This is a genomic window from Denitrobacterium sp., assembly GCF_056180635.1.
This window is the reverse complement of record NZ_JAZZJS010000071.1, coordinates 1-18,571: the sequence shown is the minus strand read 5'-3', so window position 1 is coordinate 18,571 and position 18,571 is coordinate 1. Positions and strand designations below refer to the sequence as shown.

General features: G+C 58.4%; 13 protein-coding genes. 12 read left to right on the top strand and 1 reads right to left on the bottom strand.

Going from position 1 to position 18,571, the window contains the following annotated elements; all coding sequences use genetic code 11:
- The 12 genes from AC04P6_RS06390 to AC04P6_RS06335 form a co-directional block, all read left to right on the top strand.
- Nucleotides 1-637 (top strand): DNA-directed RNA polymerase subunit beta (locus AC04P6_RS06390; RefSeq protein WP_475565785.1); only part of this gene is annotated, 637 nt, incomplete at its 5' end.
- On the top strand, nt 638-5,044 hold the full coding sequence (locus tag AC04P6_RS06385) for a DNA-directed RNA polymerase subunit beta' (protein ID WP_475565784.1): 4,407 nt from the start codon (nt 638-640) through the stop codon (nt 5,042-5,044).
- A 70-nt stretch (nt 5,045-5,114) separates the two neighbouring features.
- The gene (gene hisE, locus AC04P6_RS06380; protein WP_475565783.1) at nt 5,115-5,534 is read left to right on the top strand and encodes a phosphoribosyl-ATP diphosphatase; all 420 of its coding nucleotides are present in this window, start codon (nt 5,115-5,117) and stop codon (nt 5,532-5,534) included.
- Nucleotides 5,534-6,871, top strand: coding sequence for a phosphoglucosamine mutase (glmM, locus tag AC04P6_RS06375; protein WP_475565782.1), 1,338 nt, complete (start codon nt 5,534-5,536; stop codon nt 6,869-6,871). Before hisE ends, glmM begins: the two co-directional genes overlap by 1 nt.
- A gap of 194 nt (nt 6,872-7,065) precedes the next feature.
- Nucleotides 7,066-7,971 (top strand): molybdate ABC transporter substrate-binding protein, encoded by a 906-nt coding sequence (locus tag AC04P6_RS06370; protein ID WP_475565781.1) that lies wholly within the window; start codon nt 7,066-7,068, stop codon nt 7,969-7,971.
- A 147-nt stretch (nt 7,972-8,118) separates the two neighbouring features.
- Nucleotides 8,119-9,453: a molybdate ABC transporter permease subunit gene (modB, locus tag AC04P6_RS06365; protein ID WP_475565780.1), complete on the top strand. Its 1,335-nt coding sequence runs from the start codon at nt 8,119-8,121 to the stop codon at nt 9,451-9,453.
- Nucleotides 9,450-10,562: a sulfate/molybdate ABC transporter ATP-binding protein gene (locus tag AC04P6_RS06360; protein WP_475565779.1), complete on the top strand. Its 1,113-nt coding sequence runs from the start codon at nt 9,450-9,452 to the stop codon at nt 10,560-10,562. The genes modB and AC04P6_RS06360 overlap by 4 nt, the downstream gene beginning before the upstream one ends.
- A 129-nt stretch (nt 10,563-10,691) precedes the next feature.
- On the top strand, nt 10,692-11,705 hold the full coding sequence (moaA, locus tag AC04P6_RS06355; RefSeq protein WP_475565777.1) for a GTP 3',8-cyclase MoaA: 1,014 nt from the start codon (nt 10,692-10,694) through the stop codon (nt 11,703-11,705).
- A gap of 54 nt (nt 11,706-11,759) precedes the next feature.
- Nucleotides 11,760-12,269, top strand: coding sequence for a cyclic pyranopterin monophosphate synthase MoaC (gene moaC, locus AC04P6_RS06350; protein WP_475565776.1), 510 nt, complete (start codon nt 11,760-11,762; stop codon nt 12,267-12,269).
- A gap of 27 nt (nt 12,270-12,296) precedes the next feature.
- Nucleotides 12,297-13,094 carry a response regulator gene (locus AC04P6_RS06345; RefSeq protein ID WP_475565775.1) on the top strand — a complete coding sequence of 266 codons (798 nt, stop codon included), beginning with the start codon at nt 12,297-12,299 and terminating at the stop codon, nt 13,092-13,094.
- Nucleotides 13,095-13,113: 19 nt separating this feature from the next.
- On the top strand, nt 13,114-14,733 hold the full coding sequence (locus tag AC04P6_RS06340; RefSeq protein WP_475565774.1) for a sensor histidine kinase: 1,620 nt from the start codon (nt 13,114-13,116) through the stop codon (nt 14,731-14,733).
- A gap of 106 nt (nt 14,734-14,839) precedes the next feature.
- On the top strand, nt 14,840-17,830 hold the full coding sequence (locus tag AC04P6_RS06335) for a mechanosensitive ion channel domain-containing protein (protein ID WP_475565773.1): 2,991 nt from the start codon (nt 14,840-14,842) through the stop codon (nt 17,828-17,830).
- Here AC04P6_RS06335 and AC04P6_RS06330 read toward each other — a convergent pair.
- A complete protein-coding gene (locus AC04P6_RS06330; protein ID WP_475565772.1) occupies nt 17,784-18,188 on the bottom strand; it encodes a transposase in 405 nt (134 codons plus the stop codon). The genes AC04P6_RS06335 and AC04P6_RS06330 overlap by 47 nt on opposite strands.
- Nucleotides 18,189-18,571 lie beyond the last annotated feature (383 nt).

Genomic DNA, 18,571 nt, shown 5'->3' with positions numbered 1-18,571 from the left:
CGTTCCCCAGCTGAAGTCGTTCGGCAAGAGCAGGGTGTACGACGGTGGCACCGGCGAGCCCTTGCGCGAGCCCATCAGGGTGGGGTTCCCGTACATGCTGAAACTCGGCCACATGGTCGACGACAAGATTCACGCTCGCTCGACTGGCCCCTACAGCCTCATCACGCAGCAGCCTCTGGGTGGTAAAGCCCAGTTCGGCGGCCAGCGCTTCGGCGAGATGGAAGTGTGGGCCCTGTATGCATACGGTGCTTCCAACGTGCTGCAGGAAATCCTCACCATCAAGTCCGACGACACGATCGGCCGCGTGAAGAGCTACGAGAGCATCGTGAAGGGCGAAAACCTTCCCGCCGCGGAAGTGCCCGAGTCCTTCAAGGTTCTCGTCAAGGAAATGCGCTCTCTGTGCTTGAACGTCGAGCTCGAGGGCGAGCAGGGCGTCATCGACGTCGCCGAGACGCACGAGCCCGAGGACGAAGACTCCAAGGTGCTCGCCGGCATGGTGGCCGACGCCAAGAAGACCGAAGGTGAAGAGGATGGCGCGCTCGATGCAATCGCAGCCGACCTTGCCGAATTGCTTTCCGACGATTTGAAAGACGGTAATGGAGAATTCGATATCACCAGTGAAGGGGAGGAGCGCTAAATGACTGAGTACGATGTGAACAACTTCGACGCACTGCGTATCTCCCTGGCCAGCGCGAAGGACATTCGCGTATGGTCCCACGGCGAAGTAAAGAAGCCGGAAACCATCAACTACCGCACCCTCAAGCCCGAAAAGGACGGCCTGTTCTGCGAGCGCATCTTTGGTCCCACGAAGGACTGGGAGTGCGCCTGCGGCAAGTACAAGCGCATCCGCTTCAAGGGCATCGTGTGCGAGCGCTGTGGCGTTGAGGTAACGCGCAGCAAGGTTCGCCGCGAGCGCATGGGCCACATCGAGCTTGCCGCTCCCGTGAGCCACATCTGGTACTTCAAGGGCAGCCCAAGCCGTCTTGGCTACCTGCTCGACATTCCGCCGAAAGACCTGGAGAAGGTGCTCTATTTCGCGAGCGCCATCGTAACCAGCGTCGATAAGGAAGCGCGCGAAGCCGATGAGGCCGACCTGCGCGACGAGCTCGAAGCCGATTTGGACGAGCTGGATGCCGAGCGCGATCGTCTGGTAGAGGCCACGCGTCGCCTCTCCACCGATTACGTGCCCGAGGAAGACGACATCATCGACGATATCGATGAAGACGAGCGCATGACCCCTGAGGAAATCGAGGACGAGCTCGCCGACATCTTCGAGGAGTTCAACGAGCGCAAGGCGCTCCGTTCGGAAGCCTTCGAAGCCTTCATGAAGATCGAGCCCAAGCAGCTCGTTCCCGACGAGGCCCTGTATCGCGAGATGCGCCTGAACTACAGCGATTACTTCAAGGGCGGCATGGGCGCCGAGTCCGTGCGCGACCTGCTCGACGAGATGGACCTCGAAGCCGTCGCCGAAGAGCTCGTCGAAGTCATCGCCACGGGCAAGGGCCAGAAGCGCGCCAAGGCCGTTAAGCGCCTGAAGGTTGTCGACGCTTTCCTGAAGAGCGACAACAACCCCAGCGACATGATTCTCGACGTTATCCCCGTCATTCCGCCCGATCTGCGCCCGATGGTGCAGCTCGATGGTGGCCGTTTCGCCACGAGCGACCTGAACGACCTGTATCGTCGCGTGATCAACCGTAACAACCGTCTGAAGCGCCTGCTCGACCTGGGTGCCCCGGAAATCATCGTCAACAACGAGAAGCGCATGCTTCAGGAAGCCGTCGACAGCCTGTTCGACAACGGCCGTCGTGGCCGCCCCGTAACGGGCCCCGGCAACCGTCCCCTGAAGAGCCTCTCCGACATGCTGAAGGGCAAGCAGGGCCGTTTCCGCCAGAACCTGCTTGGTAAGCGCGTCGACTACTCCGGCCGTTCCGTAATCGTCGTCGGCCCGGAACTGAAGCTGCACCAGTGCGGCCTGCCCAGCCAGATGGCCCTCGAACTCTTCAAGCCCTTCGTAATGAAGCGCCTGGTCGAGCTCGAATACGCTGCCAACATCAAGGCTGCCAAGCGCGCTGTCGACCGTCACGCCAGCTACGTGTGGGACGTGCTCGAGGAAGTCATCACGGAACATCCCGTGCTCCTGAACCGCGCACCTACCCTGCATCGTCTGGGCATCCAGGCGTTCGAGCCCGTGCTCGTGAACGGCAAGGCCATCAAGCTTCATCCGCTCGTCTGCACGGCATTCAACGCCGACTTCGACGGTGACCAGATGGCCGTGCATGTGCCCCTGTCCTCCGCCGCCCAGGCCGAGGCTCGCGTGCTCATGCTCTCCGCTAACAACATCAAGTCGCCCGCACATGGCCGTCCGCTGACCATTCCCACGCAGGACATGATCATCGGTCTGTACTACCTCACGGCTGCCCGCGACAACTTCCCCGGTGAGGGTCGTATCTTCGCCAGCTTCGCCGACGCACGTCATGCCTACGATGCGCATGCCGACGTCGACCTGCAGGCCAAGATCGTCGTGCGCCTCGACCACGACACGGAAGTAGCCGAGAAGTTCGGCGAGCCCGTGCTGCGCAAGGCCGGCGAGCGCATCCAGACCACCATCGGCCGCATCACGATCAACGACGTTCTGCCTGCCGACTATCCGTTCCTCAACTACGAGCTGAACAAGTCCGAGGTTAGCCGCCTGATCGAGGATTGCTGCCGTCGTTACACCACCAGCCAGATGGAGCCCATCCTGGATGGTCTGAAGGCAAACGGCTTCCACTACGCTACGCGCGCCGGTCTTACCGTGTCCGTGTACGACGCAACCGTGCCTCCCAACAAGGGCGAAATCCTTGCTAAGGCCGACGAAGAAGTTGCCCGCATCGACGAGGACTACGAGATGGGCCTCGTGAGCGACGAAGAGCGTCATAAGCAGGTCGTCGACATCTGGACCGACGCCAACGAGGCAGTCGGCGATGCCATGGCCAAGAACTTCGATCACTTCAACCCCATCTACATGATGGCGTTCTCTGGTGCTCGAGGTAACATCAAGCAGATTCGTCAGCTCGCTGGTATGCGTGGCCTGATGTCCGACCCGAAGGGCGAGATTATCGACCAGCCCATTAAGTCGAACTTCCGCGAGGGCCTCTCCGTCTTGGAGTACTTCGTCTCCTCGCACGGCGCTCGTAAGGGTCTGGCCGACACCGCACTCCGTACGGCTGACTCTGGTTACCTCACCCGTCGTCTGGTCGACGTCGCCCAGGACGTTATCGTTCGCGAGATCGACTGCGGCACGCACGAGGGCGTTCCCTATCCGCTGCATAACGCGAAGGGCGAACTCGACGAGAACCTCATCGGCCGCTGCCTCGCGCAGGCTGCCGTGAGCGAGAATGGCGAAGTCATCATGGATGCCGATGAGTACATCAACGGCATGGAGGATATGAAGAAGCTCGTCGCCGCTGGCGTGAACGAGATCACCATCCGCACCATCATGACCTGCCATGCCGAGCATGGCGTGTGCCAGAAGTGCTATGGCTGGGACCTCGCCACGAGCCGCCCCGTCAACATCGGCACGGCCGTTGGCATCATCGCTGCCCAGTCCATTGGCGAGCCTGGTACGCAGCTTACGATGCGTACGTTCCACTCCGGTGGCGTCGCTGGCGACGACATCACGCACGGTCTTCCTCGTGTTACCGAGCTTTTCGAGGCGCGTAAGCCCAAGGGCCAGGCCGTCCTCGCTGAAATCGCCGGTACCATGCAGGTCCGCGGCGACAAGCAGACGAAGACCATCACGATTCACGACCAGGATGGCAACATCCGCGAGTACGTGGTCTCCGCTCGTGCCCAGCTCATGCCGGGTCTGAATGACGGCGACGAAGTGGTTGTGGGCCAGCAGCTCACGCGTGGTTCCGTGAACCCGCACGACCTGCTTCGCCTCACCGACCCGAACACCACGCTGCGCTACATCGTGTCTCAGGTCCAGGACGTGTACGTGTCCCAGGGCGTAGACATCAACGACAAGCACATCGAGGTTATCGCGCGTCAGATGCTGCGCAAGGTTGCCGTGCTCGACGCAGGCGAGTCCGATTACCTGCCTGGTCGCCAGGTCAACCGTTACGAGTTCGAAGGCGTTGCCAACAAGCTCGTTCTGGAAGGCAAGGAGCCTCCCACGGGTCAGCCTCTGCTGCTGGGCATCACGAAGGCCTCGCTGGCTACCGATTCGTGGATGTCTGCCGCATCGTTCCAGGAGACCACGAAGGTTCTTACCGACGCTGCCATCGAAGGCAAGACGGACAACCTGGTTGGCCTGAAGGAAAACGTTATCATCGGCAAGCCGATCCCCGCAGGTACGGGCCTCAAGCGCTATCGCAACGTGGGCCTCACCTACAAGGGCCGTCCGGTGCACATGGGTGGCAACGACACGCTGCCCGAGTACGCTCCCGACGAGCTGCGTTCCACCGAGGAACTGCTGCCGCAGCCTCAGGATTGGTCGCTCGATGGCGATAGCTACCTCAACATGGGCGGTAGCTACTCCAGCTACTTCAACAGCCTGGGTGCCAGCCGCACCAAGCAGCTCTCCGACGAGGAAGCTCGCCTGTACATCTACGACGACCTGGGAGTTTCCCAGCGCTGGGCCAACAAGTTCAGCGAGGCGGGTATCGAGACGGTGGCCGACCTGGTTGGCTATACCGAAGACGACCTCATGCGCATCGAGGGCATCGGCGCCAAGGCCATCGAAGAGCTGAAGACGGGTCTCGAGGCTCACAACCTGCTGCGCGTCATCGAAGACGACCTGGTTGCCTCCAGCGATGATATGAGCCAGCTGCTCGATATGGTGTTCTCTCCCGATGACACCATCCTCATCGGCGGCGACCAGCCCGCCACCTTCAACACCGAAGGCGAGGATATGCTGGGCGAAGCCCTTCCGCCGCGCTCCTATCAGCGCAACCTGGAAGAGCTCGACGCACTGCTGGGCGGTATCGGCGATCTGAACCTGCACGTGGGCGAGTCCGAGGAATCGGATGACACCCAGGACGAGCAGGACGACGCGGAATAACCGCTTGCTACATGCTTGAAATGGGGCGCAGTTCATCTGCGCCCCATTGCTATGCGATGAAGGAGAACTCATGTCTTCCAAAACGTATGTGCCCGAAGGCGAAGTGGCGCCCGCAAGCCAGATAGGGGCCACGATCGAAGCCCTCGCCGCGACGATTGCCGCCCGCCGGGATGCGGGGGAGGAAAGCTATACGTATGGCCTCCTCACTGGCAAGGACGATGATGTATTGAAGAAGGTCATGGAGGAATCGGGCGAAGTGGCGCTTGCGGCTAAAGACGTCGCGCGCGTCGATGCCTCTCTCCGCGACGCCGAGATCGACCATCTGCGCTATGAGGCCGCCGATGTCGTGTATCATCTTCTCGTCGTTTTGGAGCGTTACGGAATCGATCTAGACGAGTTCGCGGCTGAGCTCAATATGCGCATGCGCGACGACGAGCGCCCGGCGGGCGCCGTGCGTCTTCAGCCCGAACATGTGAAACGAGGGAAATAGTGGCTAAGCTCTTTGGCACGGATGGTGCGCGTGGCGTTGCCAACACGGAACTAACTTGCGAAATCGCGTTCAAGCTCGGTCAGGCTGCGGTTGCCTATCTGGGCACGTCGATCGTCATGGGGCGCGACACGCGCCTTTCGGGCGACATGCTCTCTTCTGCGCTCGCCGCTGGCATTACCAGTGCGGGTGGTACGGTACTCGACGCGGGAATCATCCCCACGCCTGCCGTTGCCTTCCTGGTACGCGAGCTGCACGCCAATGGCGGCGTGGTCATTTCCGCCTCGCATAATCCCCCCGAGTACAACGGCATCAAGTTCTTCGATGCAGAGGGCTTCAAGCTTCCCGTTGCGCTCGAGGCGAAGTTCGAGCAGTTCGTGGAAGAGGGCGGGCTCGAGGTTTCCCAGCGTGCTGCGGGCGATGCCGTGGGCGTAGTGCTTCCCGTGGACGATGCCGCCGAGCTGTACATTCAGCATGCGGTTTCCGCCATGGAGCGCCAGGGCGTGCGCTTCGACTCCTGGAAGATCGCGCTCGATTGCGCACATGGTGCGTCGTCGGTCTCTTCCGCCGAAGCGCTTCGTCGCCTGGGCGCCGATGTTACCGTAATCAACGACGACTTCTGCGGCACCGACATCAATGTGGAGTGCGGTTCCACCCATCTTGCCCCGCTGAAGGAGCTCGTGGCTGAAATTGGAGCCGATATCGGCATCGCCCACGATGGCGACGCCGACCGCGTGCTCTTCGTGGATGCCCAGGGTGGGGAAATCGACGGCGATATGGTCGAAGCGGCTTGCGCTATCGACCTGGCCCAGCGTGGCAAGCTCGCCGGCAACACCGCCGTTTCCACGGTGATGTGCAATCTGGGTTTCGTGCATGCGATGCGCGATGCCGGCATCAGGGTGGAGCAGACGGCCGTAGGCGATAGGCATGTGCTCGAAGCCATGCGCGAAGGCGGGTACATTATTGGCGGCGAGCAGAGTGGCCATACCATTTTCCTCGAGCACAATTCCACGGGCGATGGCCTGATGACGGCCTGCCAGTTCGTGGCATGCTGCGAGCGTAATGGCAAGACCGCGGCCGAAGCCGCATCCGTCATGCGCCGCTTCCCGCAGGAACTCGTTAATGTGCGCGTTGCCGACAAGGAAGCCCTCGCGGGCAACGAGGCCATCGCTTCGGCGATAGCCGCGGCCGAAGCCGAGCTGGGCGATTCGGGCCGCGTGCTCGTGCGTCCCTCCGGCACCGAGCCCCTTATTCGCGTAATGGTCGAAGCCGCGCAGAACGAAGAAGCCGCGCGCCACGCCAAAGCGATTGCCGCGGTTGTGGAAAGCGAGCTTGCGTAAGGTCAAGCATGCAGGCGCCCCATCGATTGTACGATGGGGCGCTTTGTATGAGTGCCGCATGCTATTCGCAGATGGCGCACATGATTGTCGATATGCGGCGTGAAGGTATTATTTCTCGTTGACAATAGTCTCATTGGTGAATAATATTTTCAGCGGTGTATAAAGCTGCATTTCAGAAGGGATGGTTTTAGCAGATGAAGAAGCATACGGGGCTTGTTGCTGCATTCTTGGGCGCTGCGCTCGTCGCCGCCCTCGCACTCGCGGGTTGTTCATCGGGTTCCACGAACGCGGGAAGCAATGGCTCCTCTAACGAGCAGAGTTCGGAATCCACGCGTGAAACGGTAACGCTACAGGTGTTCGCCGCTAACTCCCTTTCCAAGGCCATGGAAGAGGAAGAGGCGCTCTACATGGAAACCCACGATTGGGTAACCTTTGCCGATACGCAGTACAAGTCTTCTGGCGAGCTGAACGAACTGCTCGAAGGCGGTGCTTCTGCCGACATCCTCATCAGCGCTTCCAAGTCGAAGATGGATGCCGCCGAGCAGGCTGGCTACATCGACGCCACCACGCGTTTCGACATGTTCGCGAACGACCTGGTCATGGTTACCTCCGATGGCAACGCCGACATTACGAGCTGCACGCTCGACGACATTGCCGCTGGCAAGTACAAGATCGGCATTGGCGATGAATCCGTCCCTGCGGGCAACTATGCCTGCCAGTCCCTCTCCACCGTTGGCTGCTATACTGAGCCCGATGGCTCCACGGGCAAGAGCGCAACGGGCACGGGCGGCGAATTCTCCGGTGCCCTCGCGGCCGATGGCATGGTGTCGCTGCAGACGAGCGTTGGCAACGTTTGCAAGCTCGCCCAGTCTGGCGACGTCGATATCGCCTTCGTATACACTTCCGACGTGTATCGCTTCGGCGGCGTGAAGGTCGTTGGCACCGTTCCCTCCGACACGCATAAGAACATCATCTATCCTGCTGCCATTACCTCGATGGCTACGAATTCCGCAGAGGCCCAGGCGTTCCTCGATTGGTGCGTCTCCGACCCCGATGCTCTGGAAATCTGGCAGAAGTGGGGCTTTGAGCTCGCGGCGTAATATAGTACGCTGCATACGGTTTACGTAGATGGGGGCTGGCTCGTGCCGGCCCTCATTTCTGATTGGATCGGCATGGTAATGCGAAAGCGCTTGTTTTCCCTCATAACCGCACTTCTTGTGTGCGTGGGCTGCTGCGTGGCGCCCGCCTTGTCATTTGCGGATGACGATTTGGGCGATGCGGGCGAGCCCGTAGCTGCGGTGTCGCAAGCTTCGACTTCCTCCTCGGAGGGCGTTACCGTTTCGCATGACAATGACGCCGCAACGCTTGACGGCGCTTCGTTCGCGCTTTCCGATTTCAAGCGCGCGCAGACGGGCAGCAATCGCGAAATCGACGGCGTCTATCATGGCTATACGTTCTACCAGGGCTCGGCAGCGTATTCGCTGTGCCTCGTGGCGACGTCATCCTATGCCGTGGTGTACGTGGATGATCAGGTTGCAAGCCAGGTGGGATGCGACGTGTCGCAGGGTGCGTCCGTCGATGGGCTTTGGGCGCTCCTTTCCTCGCTCGACAGCGCAAACGCATCGGGTGGCGCCACGCTCGACGCAGATATAACGTGTTACCTCACCACCAGCGAAAGCTACACGGTGCAGGGTGTGACGTACCTGTTCAACCAGGAGCTTACCCAGGGGCGCTATTACACGTGCGTCATTGGGGATGATGGTTCCGATGCGACGGCCGAAGGGGGCCCGCTGGGCGAAAAGCCCACGCACGCGTCGTTCGCGCAGGTGGTTGCTTCCAGCCAGGCGACGATCGTCGAAGAGCCCACCATGTGGGAGTCGCTGGGCACGTTCCTGGCCACGCTCGACTATTCGCCCCTGTGGGTCACGCTGCGCACCACGCTCACGGCAATCGTGTTCATTTTCGTGCTGGGCCTGGCGGCTGCGTATTTCTGCTTGCGCATTCCCGCGCGTGCGCGCGATATCTTCGACGCGATTTTCTCCATTCCCATGGTGCTTCCTCCCACGGTATGCGGCTTTCTGCTCTTGCTGTGTCTGGGTAATAACACGGCAGTGGGGCGCTGGTTCATCGATATCGGGTTCCCGCTCATCTTCAGCTGGCCGGCAACCGTCATCGCGGCTGTCGTGGTGGCGTTTCCGCTCATGTATCGCAGCGCGCGTGGCGCCTTCGAAAGCCTCGACCCCAATATGCTCGATGCCGCCCGTACGCTGGGCTGGAGCAACGCGCGCGTGTTCTTCCGTTTGATGCTGCCCCTGTCCTGGAGCAACATTGCGTCGGGCACGGTGCTCGCATTCGCGCGCGCCCTGGGAGAATTCGGCGCCACGCTCTTCTTGGCGGGCAATTACCTGGGCGTTACGCGCACGATTCCCATCGCCATCTACTTCGAATGGATGAACGGCAACACCGACGTCGCCATTTTCTGGACCATCGTCATCATGATCTTCAGCTTCATCGTCATCCTGTTCATCAACCTTTGGGACCGTCATACCACGCGCTATCGTAAGGGGGCGATTGAGGAATGAGCCTCGAAGTAGACATTCGGAAGCGCTACGGGGCGTTCCAGCTCGACGTCGCCTTCCAGGCGGGCAACGAGACGTTTGGTCTTCTGGGGGCCAGCGGCTGTGGCAAGAGCCTCACCATGCGCTGCATTGCGGGCATCGACACGCCCGACGAGGGGCGCATCGTGGTGAATGGCGTTACGTTCTTCGATAGCGAGGCGGGCATCAATCTTTCCCCGCAGAAGCGCAAGACGGCGCTGCTGTTCCAGAGCTACATGCTCTTCCCGAACCTCACGGTCGAAGAGAACGTTGCCGCCGGCGTCGACCGCACGCTGCCTAGGGAAGAACGAGACCGCATCGTCGAGGCCGAGCTCGTGCGCTTCGACGTCGTGGCGTTTGCCAAGCGCTATCCGTCGCAGCTTTCGGGTGGGCAGCAGCAACGCGTGGCCCTTGCGCGCATGCTCGCGGCGCGCCCTGGCATCCTCATGCTCGACGAGCCGTTCTCGGCGCTCGACGCGCATCTCAAAACGCTCCTCGAACAGAGTCTGGTGGGCCTGTTCGATTCGTTCCATGGCACCATCATCTACGTGAGCCACGACATCGACGAAGCGCTTCACTTCTGCGACCGCATCGCCGTGGTGGAGGCGGGCCATATCATGGAAATCGATGCGGGACGCGAGCTCATCGACGACCCGAAGAGCCTGGCGGGCATCAAGCTTTCGGGATGCAAGAATGCGCTCCCGTGCCAGAAGGCTGGCCCCACGCGCCTCTATTGCGAGTCGTGGGGCATTGAAATCGACGCGATGCGCCCCGTGCCTAGTGACATTCGGGCGTTTGGCGTACGCGCCTTCCGCCTGCAGCGCGCGAGCGAGCCAGGGCCTAACGTGTTTCGCGTTCGCGTCGACCGCGTGAGCGATTCGCGATACGACCGTTCGGCGCTCCTTCGCTTCCTCGACCGAAAAGAGGGCTCCCAGGAATTGGTAGGGGAGAACCAGGAGGAAATGCGCTACTTGCACCAGCGCCTGTTCTGGCGTGTCGACACGTTGAAAGAGCCGCGCGAGGAGTGGCCGGAGCTGGGCGAAGAGCTGCTCATTCGCATTCCGCCGGAAAGCCTGTACCTGGTCAACCGCTAGTGGGTCGTGCGTTTTCGCTGGCTCGTGTCGCGCCGGTAACAAGCCGGCGTGGCTGCTATATAGCCCCTTGCCTAGGTGACCCATTCCACTATAATCGCACGGGAGAATAAAGACGAGAAAGGTGAGCCTATGAAAGATTCGCATGGGCGCACAATAGATTACCTGCGCGTTTCGCTAACTGACCGCTGCAATTTGCGATGCATCTACTGCATGCCCGCCGAAGGCGTCGCGCAGGTGCCCCACGACGAGATCCTTCGCTACGATGAAATCGTCGAGATGGTTTCCGTGGCCGCCGAAGCGGGCATTCGCCGCGTGCGCCTTACCGGTGGCGAGCCGCTGGTGCGCAAGGGCGTTGTCGACTTGGTGCGCGACATCTGCGCGATTCCCGGCATTGCCGACGTATCGCTTACCACGAATGGCATCCTCCTTCCGCGTATGGCGGAAGACCTGCGCGAAGCCGGCCTCAAGCGAGTGAACATCTCGCTCGACACGCTCGACCCCGAGGAATACGGCCGCGTTACGCGCGGGGGCAAGCTCCAAGATGTGCTCGATGGCATCGATGCCGCCTTGCGCGTTGGCTTCAACCCCGTGAAGGTGAACGCCGTCGCCGTGCGCAGCCTGAACCAGGATTACTTCTCGTTTGCGCGCATGAGCGTCGACCGTCCTCTGCACATGCGCTTCATCGAGTACATGCCCGTGGGCGATTCGGCTGGAAGCTGCGGGGGCGGCTGGGGCGTCGACGACGTCGTGAGCGTGCAGGAAATCCGCGAGAGCATCGACGCCATGGCGGTGGAAGCGGGCCTTGAGCCCCTGCGTCCCGTCGCCGATTCCAGCAAGCCCGAGGGCGGTGGCCCCGCGCGCTATTGGGAATTCCCCGGCGCCATGGGCACCGTCGGGTTCATATCGCCGCTGTCGCGCCATTTCTGCGGCGACTGCAACCGCCTGCGCCTCACTTCCACGGGCGGAATTCGTCCGTGCCTGTTCTCCGACGAAGAGTACAACGTGCGCGATGCTCTTCGTTTTGGCACGAAGGACGACGTCAGGGGCGTGCTCATGCGCGCGCTTGGCTCGAAGCCCGAAGAACACCACGAGGGCGACCACGCTCACGCCACCGAAACGAACATGAACGCCATCGGTGGGTAATTCCGCGGCGCATGCCGAACCAGATTGAACGAAGCTATTCCGAACGGAGCAACTATGGAACTCACCCATATCGATGAACAGGGCCAGGTGCGCATGGTCGACGTGAGCGAGAAGCCCGATACGGTTCGCATTGCCGTGGCCGAGGGCTTCATCGCCATGAATCCCGAAACGCTGCAGCTGATTGTGGAGGGCAAGGCCGCCAAGGGCGATGTTCTCGCATGCGCGCGCGTGGCGGGCATCATGGCCGGCAAGCAGACGAGCTCGATCATCCCCATGTGCCATCCGCTGCTCATCACGAAATCGAAGGTCGAGTGCACTCCCGTGTATGCGGGCGAGCGCGCCGATGGCCGCGTTGGCATTCACATCACGTCGACGTTCGGTGTAACCGGAAAGACGGGCATCGAGATGGAGGCGCTTACCGCCGCCAGCGTTGCGTGCCTTACCGTGTACGACATGTGCAAGCCCAACGTCCGGCTTCTGCTGGACTGGCTGCAATCCGACCAGGGCCGGAGACTTGCGGCAAAGGCAGGCTTCACGGTACTCGCAAAAGAAACTCAAGGCTGAGACAGTATTGCGAAAGGGAACGGCAGCATGAACATACTGATCGTAGACGACGAGGTCAGCGCTCTGCGGGATTTGGCCAGGGTGATCGGGAAGGTGGCGCCGGACGCGACCATTCAACTCGCCGGGGATTCCCAATCGGCATTGGCATTTTGTCGGGACAACGCGCCCGATGTCGTGTTCCTGGACATCCGCATGCCGGACATGGACGGCCTGACGCTGGCCGCGGAGATGAAGAAGGTCTGCCCGCTGGTCAATATCATCATGCTGACGGCCTATTCGGATTACGCGCTGGACGCGCTGAAGCTCTATGTCAGCGATTATATCCTGAAGCCCGCAATGCCGGAGGATGTCAAAAACGCCCTGCTCAATCTGAGACACCCCGTTCGGAAATCCGGTGGGGGACTGTTTGTTCAATGCTTCGGAAACTTCGAGGTTTTTTATGACGGAGAGCCCGTCCGGTTCACCCGCTCCAAGGCCAAGGAGCTGTTCGCTTACCTGATCGACAGAAAGGGCGCCTCGGTGACAAACGCGCAGCTCAGGGCCATTCTGTGGATGGACGAGGCCAGCGATCACGCGAAGCAGGGGCATTATCTGGCGCAGATTGTCCATGAACTGCAGGGCATTCTGAATGAGCTGAACCTTTCCGATATTTTTTTGCACAGGCGGAATTCCTACGCCATCGTTCCCGATATGATTCCCTGTGACTTCTACCAGGCGCTGGCCCACGATCCCCGCGCGCTGTCCATGTATCACGGGGAGTATATGGGCCAGTACCCCTGGGCGGCTTACAGAAATCTGACGAATGAGAAAGAATTGTTCCGGTAGCGGAATATCGTGAAATCATATGAAGAAGAAATCCTTGCTCCTCCGGGTAACCGTCCTTTCCCTCGTGCTCGGGATGGTCGCCATGCTCCTGAGCGGCGGCATACTCTACGCGCTTTTCCGCAGCCGTGCGGAGGCGAATATAAAAAAAACCCTGAATGAAAATGTCAACCGGATGGCGAATCAGCTCATCCGGTATCAGAGCTATGATTGGCTGCTGCCCTACTGGCAGGAACATTACAAGAAAATGGCGCTGCCGCCCTTTGGAGACATTGACACATACCTCAAATGGGCGGAGGACCGCGGCGCGTTTGAGCGATTGAATGCGGCCGCGCTCACGCCGCAGGCGGTCATGGAAATGCCCGAGGCGCAGCAGCTCCTTTATGCGGATTATTGCTATCTTCAGATTTTTTTCGAGATCAGCCAACTGCGCATCCATTCGGACATCGATGTGGTGGCCTGTTTTGCAGCGGACGAATCGGAAAATGAAGCCTTCATATGGCTTCAGAGCACGAAGGAAGACAGGGGCTTCCTGGAGCATCGCATGGCTCTGGGACAGGTGTGGCCCTTTCAACCCAAAGCACACCCCGGATTTATGGAGCTGCATAAGCTGGATGTCGATCTGAACTCCGGGGTGGAAATCGTCCGATCTGAACGGGACGGCGTCGAATACGCGACGGTCTATACGAAGCTAATGTCAAGAACCGATCACGAAATGCTCGGTGCATTATCCGTATCCATATCTACGGCAAAAATGCTGGATGGGGTCTGGTCGGACGTATTCCGTTTTGAAAAGCAAATCGCCCTGTTGATTCTGATCCTGATCGTTGTGATACTCTTCGCGATCCATCGAACATTTCTGAAGCCGACCCTGATGCTTGCGCAAAGCATTCAGGATTATACGCGGCACAAATCGGTGAGAAAGCTCTCCGAAGCGCTGAAAAGCCTGGTAAATCGTGAAGACGAAATCGGAAGACTGGCTTGCGACGCCAGGGACATGGTTGAACAGAACGAGCGCTATTACACGCAACGAATCGAAAACGAATCGTTGAAGTCAAAGATCCTGCTGGCACAGATCAAGCCGCATTTTATCTATAACTGTCTCACGCTCATCCGATCCCTTCTGAACGAGCCTGAAAAGGCGGAGGAGGCCCTGAATCATTTTGCAGGGTTCCTCCGGGGAAGCGTGGATATGCTGGAAGAAACGGTGTGCATCAGCGCGAGCCGGGAAATACAGACGGTGGACGACTACCTCTACCTGCAAAAGCAGCGGTTCGGAGATTCCCTTCGAGTGGTGACCGATTACAGGGACACAGGCTTCTTCCTTCCTCCCTTTACATTGCAGGTTCTGGTGGAAAACGCCGTGATCCACGGCATTCGCAATACCGCTGGCGGGAGCGGAACCGTCGTCATCCGAAGCTTTGAAGCCGACGGGTTCCATGTCATCGAAGTCGAGGACGACGGAACCGGTCTGCCGCCTGAAATCCGGCAAGAGCGGGAACAGGAGGAACAGACGCATGTGGGACTCAAGAACATCGAAAGGCGCCTTGACCTGATGTGTCATGGAACGCTTACGATTCAAAACAAGGCCGGACAGGGAACCATAGCGGTCATACGAATTCCAAAGCAGATCGACCCGTAACGCTTTCGCGGTCAACCTGATTGCAATAACGACCGATAAGAGGTAATGGATTATGAATCATGCGGGTCAGGTGCAAAGAAAGGGCAAGGGACCATACAGAATTCTATTGACGATTCTGACGGGAATAGCCGGCATTGCGTTGTTTGGCTGTATCCTTCTGATGTCTCAGTCCCGTATGGCTGAGCTTGCCCTGCAGGAAGAAATGAAAGAGAACAGCAGCTATATCACCAATGCGTTCACATACTATGAGGCAAGCGGCAAGACCATACAGGGCTGGTCGGATCGGCTCCACGAAGCATACTTCCTCATGATGAAATACGCTTTGGAGCAGGACCCCGATCTGCTGTCGGATCAGTCGTCATCGGAAACATTTCTGGGCGAGATGACCCGCCTGACCGGTGCGCAGGACATCATGCTTGTGGACCGGAACGGGAATGTCCTCGCTTCTGACACCGGCTTCTTTCGCGATTTGAAGGAGGAAATGTATGCGCCTCTGTTTCACACCTTCGATACATTTGAGATGGAAAAACTGCCGATCTATGCGTTCACAGCCGAGAACAGGCAGTCCCGACTGACGCCCGCCGATCCCCAGGACAGCAACGGGGCTCAAACCGCGCAAGTCGAAACGGAAAAAATCGAAGCAGGCCCTCCGGAACAGGCCGTTGATTCCTCCTGGAAGGAGAGCTACTACGGCGCGAGCAACAGTTTTCCGATCCTCTACTCGATGGCCATCGACGATCAAAGGACATGCGTGATCAACGATTACGGCGTTGTCCAGATGATGTATGAAGACCTGACCGATGTGTGGAATTATATTCTGAAAAACGAAGTGATCGGATCAAACGGATATGCGTTTGTCTGGTCTGCCGGGACAGGGGAAATCCTGTATTATCCCGAGCCGGACTTCAAGGGTCGGGATGTTTCGGTCCTTGGCATGGATATGGACGGGATACGTAACGGCACGTTTGTCCGGGAGAAGGTAAACGGAGAGGATATGTATCTGTATCCCGTATATTTCGACGCTCAGGGCGTCTGGATCGCGTGCGCGGTTCCGGCCAAAGCACTGACACGCGGAAGGCGGTTGACCGGCCTGATGCTGTGGCTGCTGTTCGGGGTTCTCGCCGCCGATCTTGCCTATTACGCAATTCTGCTTCTGAAGCAGAAAAAGGCTGTGTACGGAGGCGGGATCCTTCCCTTCGTGAAGCAGCGGCCCGAAAGCAGCCGGAAGACAAAGCTCATGATATTCACGGCTTTTTGTACGATCGCCATCTTCCTGAGCGCGTTCTATGTACAGACGCTCTATCCGATGAGCGACTGGGCCAGGAACGGTACGGCACAAATAGAAAGGATCATAAACGACCTGAACTCCCAGGAGATTCTGGTGAAAGGAATCCGGCAGTTTTATGCAGATGGCAGTGAGAAACTGGCGAAGCTGGCCGGATGGTATTTGGAGAAGCATCCGGAAAAGGCGACGACCGACACGCTGGATACGCTGACAGATATCCTGACGCTGGAAAACATATCGATCGTTGACAAAGCCGGAAACGTGACGACCGCTTCTTCCGCTTATTTGCCGGAATTTGTCAATGCAGCCGAGGCAGAGGAAAGCACGGCGTCCACAAAGAACTCTGACATCGTTGCTCCAGGGAATCTCAGTGTTACGATACCGCTTCGGGGAGAGAAAGATGGCATTACCGGTTATCTAACGACAGAGTATAATCAGGATGTCCTGGGAACCATACAACTGTACAGCAATCTGAGCGGCACCATGAAAACCGTCCAGCCCGGAGAGGGCGGCATTGCGTTTGCGTTGGATGCGAACAGCGGAAGGTTCACCTGGCATCCGGACAGCTTTTTGATCGGGAAAAACGCGCTGGATTACGGCTTGAAGGAGAGCGACCTCCAGAACAATTTATGCAAGTACATTCAGCTGAATAGAGATGCCTTTTATGCCGTAACCGGGCAGCATGGGAACGATCTGATCTTTCTCGCCATCCGCGACGAGATACTGTTCCGTGAGCGCCTGCCGGTATCCGTGACGGCAGCTCTTGCCGCGCTGGCCATTCTGCTTATGATCGGACTGTGGCTGTATACCTGCCCGAAAGAGGAAGGCGGGACTGAACCGGAAGCGCCAGAGACGCTGCAGGGCAGGAAAGCGACAGCGGAGCACAAGGTTTTCCGCAACCTGTTCTTCGGTGCTGTGGGCTTTGCCGTTCTGTTACTTCTGGTGCGCTATTTGCGTCAGGATACAGCGAGAATAAGCCTGCTGGAATATGTTCTGAGCGGAAACTGGGAACATGGGCTGAATGTGTTTGCGCTGACCGCCTCGCTGATATTCATGCTCCAGGCCGGGCTGATTCTCTTCCTGTTTCGCAGCTTCATGGACCTTATGACGAAGATGGTTTCAGTCAGAACGGAGACCGTCATCCGAATGCTGGTCAGTCTGGTGACCTATATCACCGTTTTCTTTGTCGTATTCCGCTGTTTGGTACTCTTCGGAATGGAGCCGTCGGCCCTGCTGGCATCGGCAGGGATTGTGTCGGTGGTGATCGGCATCGGGGCCAACAGCCTTGTGGGGGACATCATCGCCGGCGCCTTCCTTCTGGCAGAGGGAAATATCCAGGTGGGAGATATGGTTACTGTCGAGGGTTTCCGCGGCATCGTAGAGGATCTCGGTATGCGGATGACAAAGATCTATGATGTGGACAGCGAGAATATCAAGATCATCCCGAATAAGGAGATGCAAAATGTCGTCCATATGTCGGCGCATCTGGCCAATGTCTACCTGGAGTACCCGATCTGCTATGAGGAGGATTTGGAGCGGGCAGAGAAGCTGTTTATAGAAGAGCTGAAAAAGCCTGACGGCAGGATCCCGGAGATCATTGGGGACCTTTCCTTTATGGGCTTGCGCCGACTGGATGAAAGCGGCGTGGTGCTTATGGTCAAGGCCAGATGCCACGAGGCATATCGTCCCAAGGTGACAAGGGCTGTAAACCGTAAAATCTACATGATGTACCTGAGAAACGGTATCAAAGCGCCGTACCCGCAGCTTACGGTGCACAACGGCGATATTGTCTCGAAGAAATCGGAAAAGTAGTATTCACCACTGACGTTTTGACGCTGATACCCAAAAACCGATGGAGGATTGAAAATGAAGAATACTGGTCTCTAAAGCGGGTAAGCTGGGAAGCGTCTGGGACCTTGTCAAAGCCGCAGAAATCCCGAAACTCGGCGCATAAGCGCAGCAGCGAAATCAGAAGCGCGTCTGTGGAAATGCCGAGCAGCTTCTGGACGACCAAGGCCCGTATAAAGCTCTCGAGATGATAAATGTGCTTTCTTCCCATGTGGCGGTAAAAAGTATACGTGAAACTGACAGGAATGAGCCTGTCAAAATCAATGTGTTCCTCCAGAAGGCGGATAAGCTGAGGCTTATGCTGCTCGATGGCTTCGGACACACCGTTGTAGATGTCCCACAAGGATATTTGCACGGCTGACTTTCGTATGATTTTTCTCCCTTTTGTTGTGTGGTTGAAGTGGTGGTGCATTGATATTATACACCAAAGGTGGAGAAAATCAGTTGATAAATGTGTTGGAATCACTTGTATTTGTGGGCTTTCTCGACATTTACAAGTGGCAAACCTCAATTTCACAAAGGAGGAACCTGATCATGAAGAACTTATTTACCAAGCTGCTGGCCGGTCTGCTCGCCATAATGATGCTGATGTCATCATCTGTAGCATTCATGGAAGAGATGCCGAGTGTACAGAATACTATTGTGGAAGAGACCGCGACGACGGAAAACTTAGCTATACTACAAGACAGCACAATGGAACCTGAG

Bases quoted from the DNA above. Each gene is read 5' to 3' on its own strand.
- AC04P6_RS06385 (WP_475565784.1), top strand. From the start codon at position 638: ATGACTGAGTACGATGTGAACAACTTCGACGCACTGCGTATCTCCCTG.
- hisE (WP_475565783.1), top strand. From the start codon at position 5,115: ATGTCTTCCAAAACGTATGTGCCCGAAGGCGAAGTGGCGCCCGCAAGC.
- AC04P6_RS06370 (WP_475565781.1), top strand. From the start codon at position 7,066: ATGAAGAAGCATACGGGGCTTGTTGCTGCATTCTTGGGCGCTGCGCTC.
- AC04P6_RS06360 (WP_475565779.1), top strand. From the start codon at position 9,450: ATGAGCCTCGAAGTAGACATTCGGAAGCGCTACGGGGCGTTCCAGCTC.
- moaA (WP_475565777.1), top strand. From the start codon at position 10,692: ATGAAAGATTCGCATGGGCGCACAATAGATTACCTGCGCGTTTCGCTA.
- moaC (WP_475565776.1), top strand. From the start codon at position 11,760: ATGGAACTCACCCATATCGATGAACAGGGCCAGGTGCGCATGGTCGAC.
- AC04P6_RS06345 (WP_475565775.1), top strand. From the start codon at position 12,297: ATGAACATACTGATCGTAGACGACGAGGTCAGCGCTCTGCGGGATTTG.
- AC04P6_RS06340 (WP_475565774.1), top strand. From the start codon at position 13,114: ATGAAGAAGAAATCCTTGCTCCTCCGGGTAACCGTCCTTTCCCTCGTG.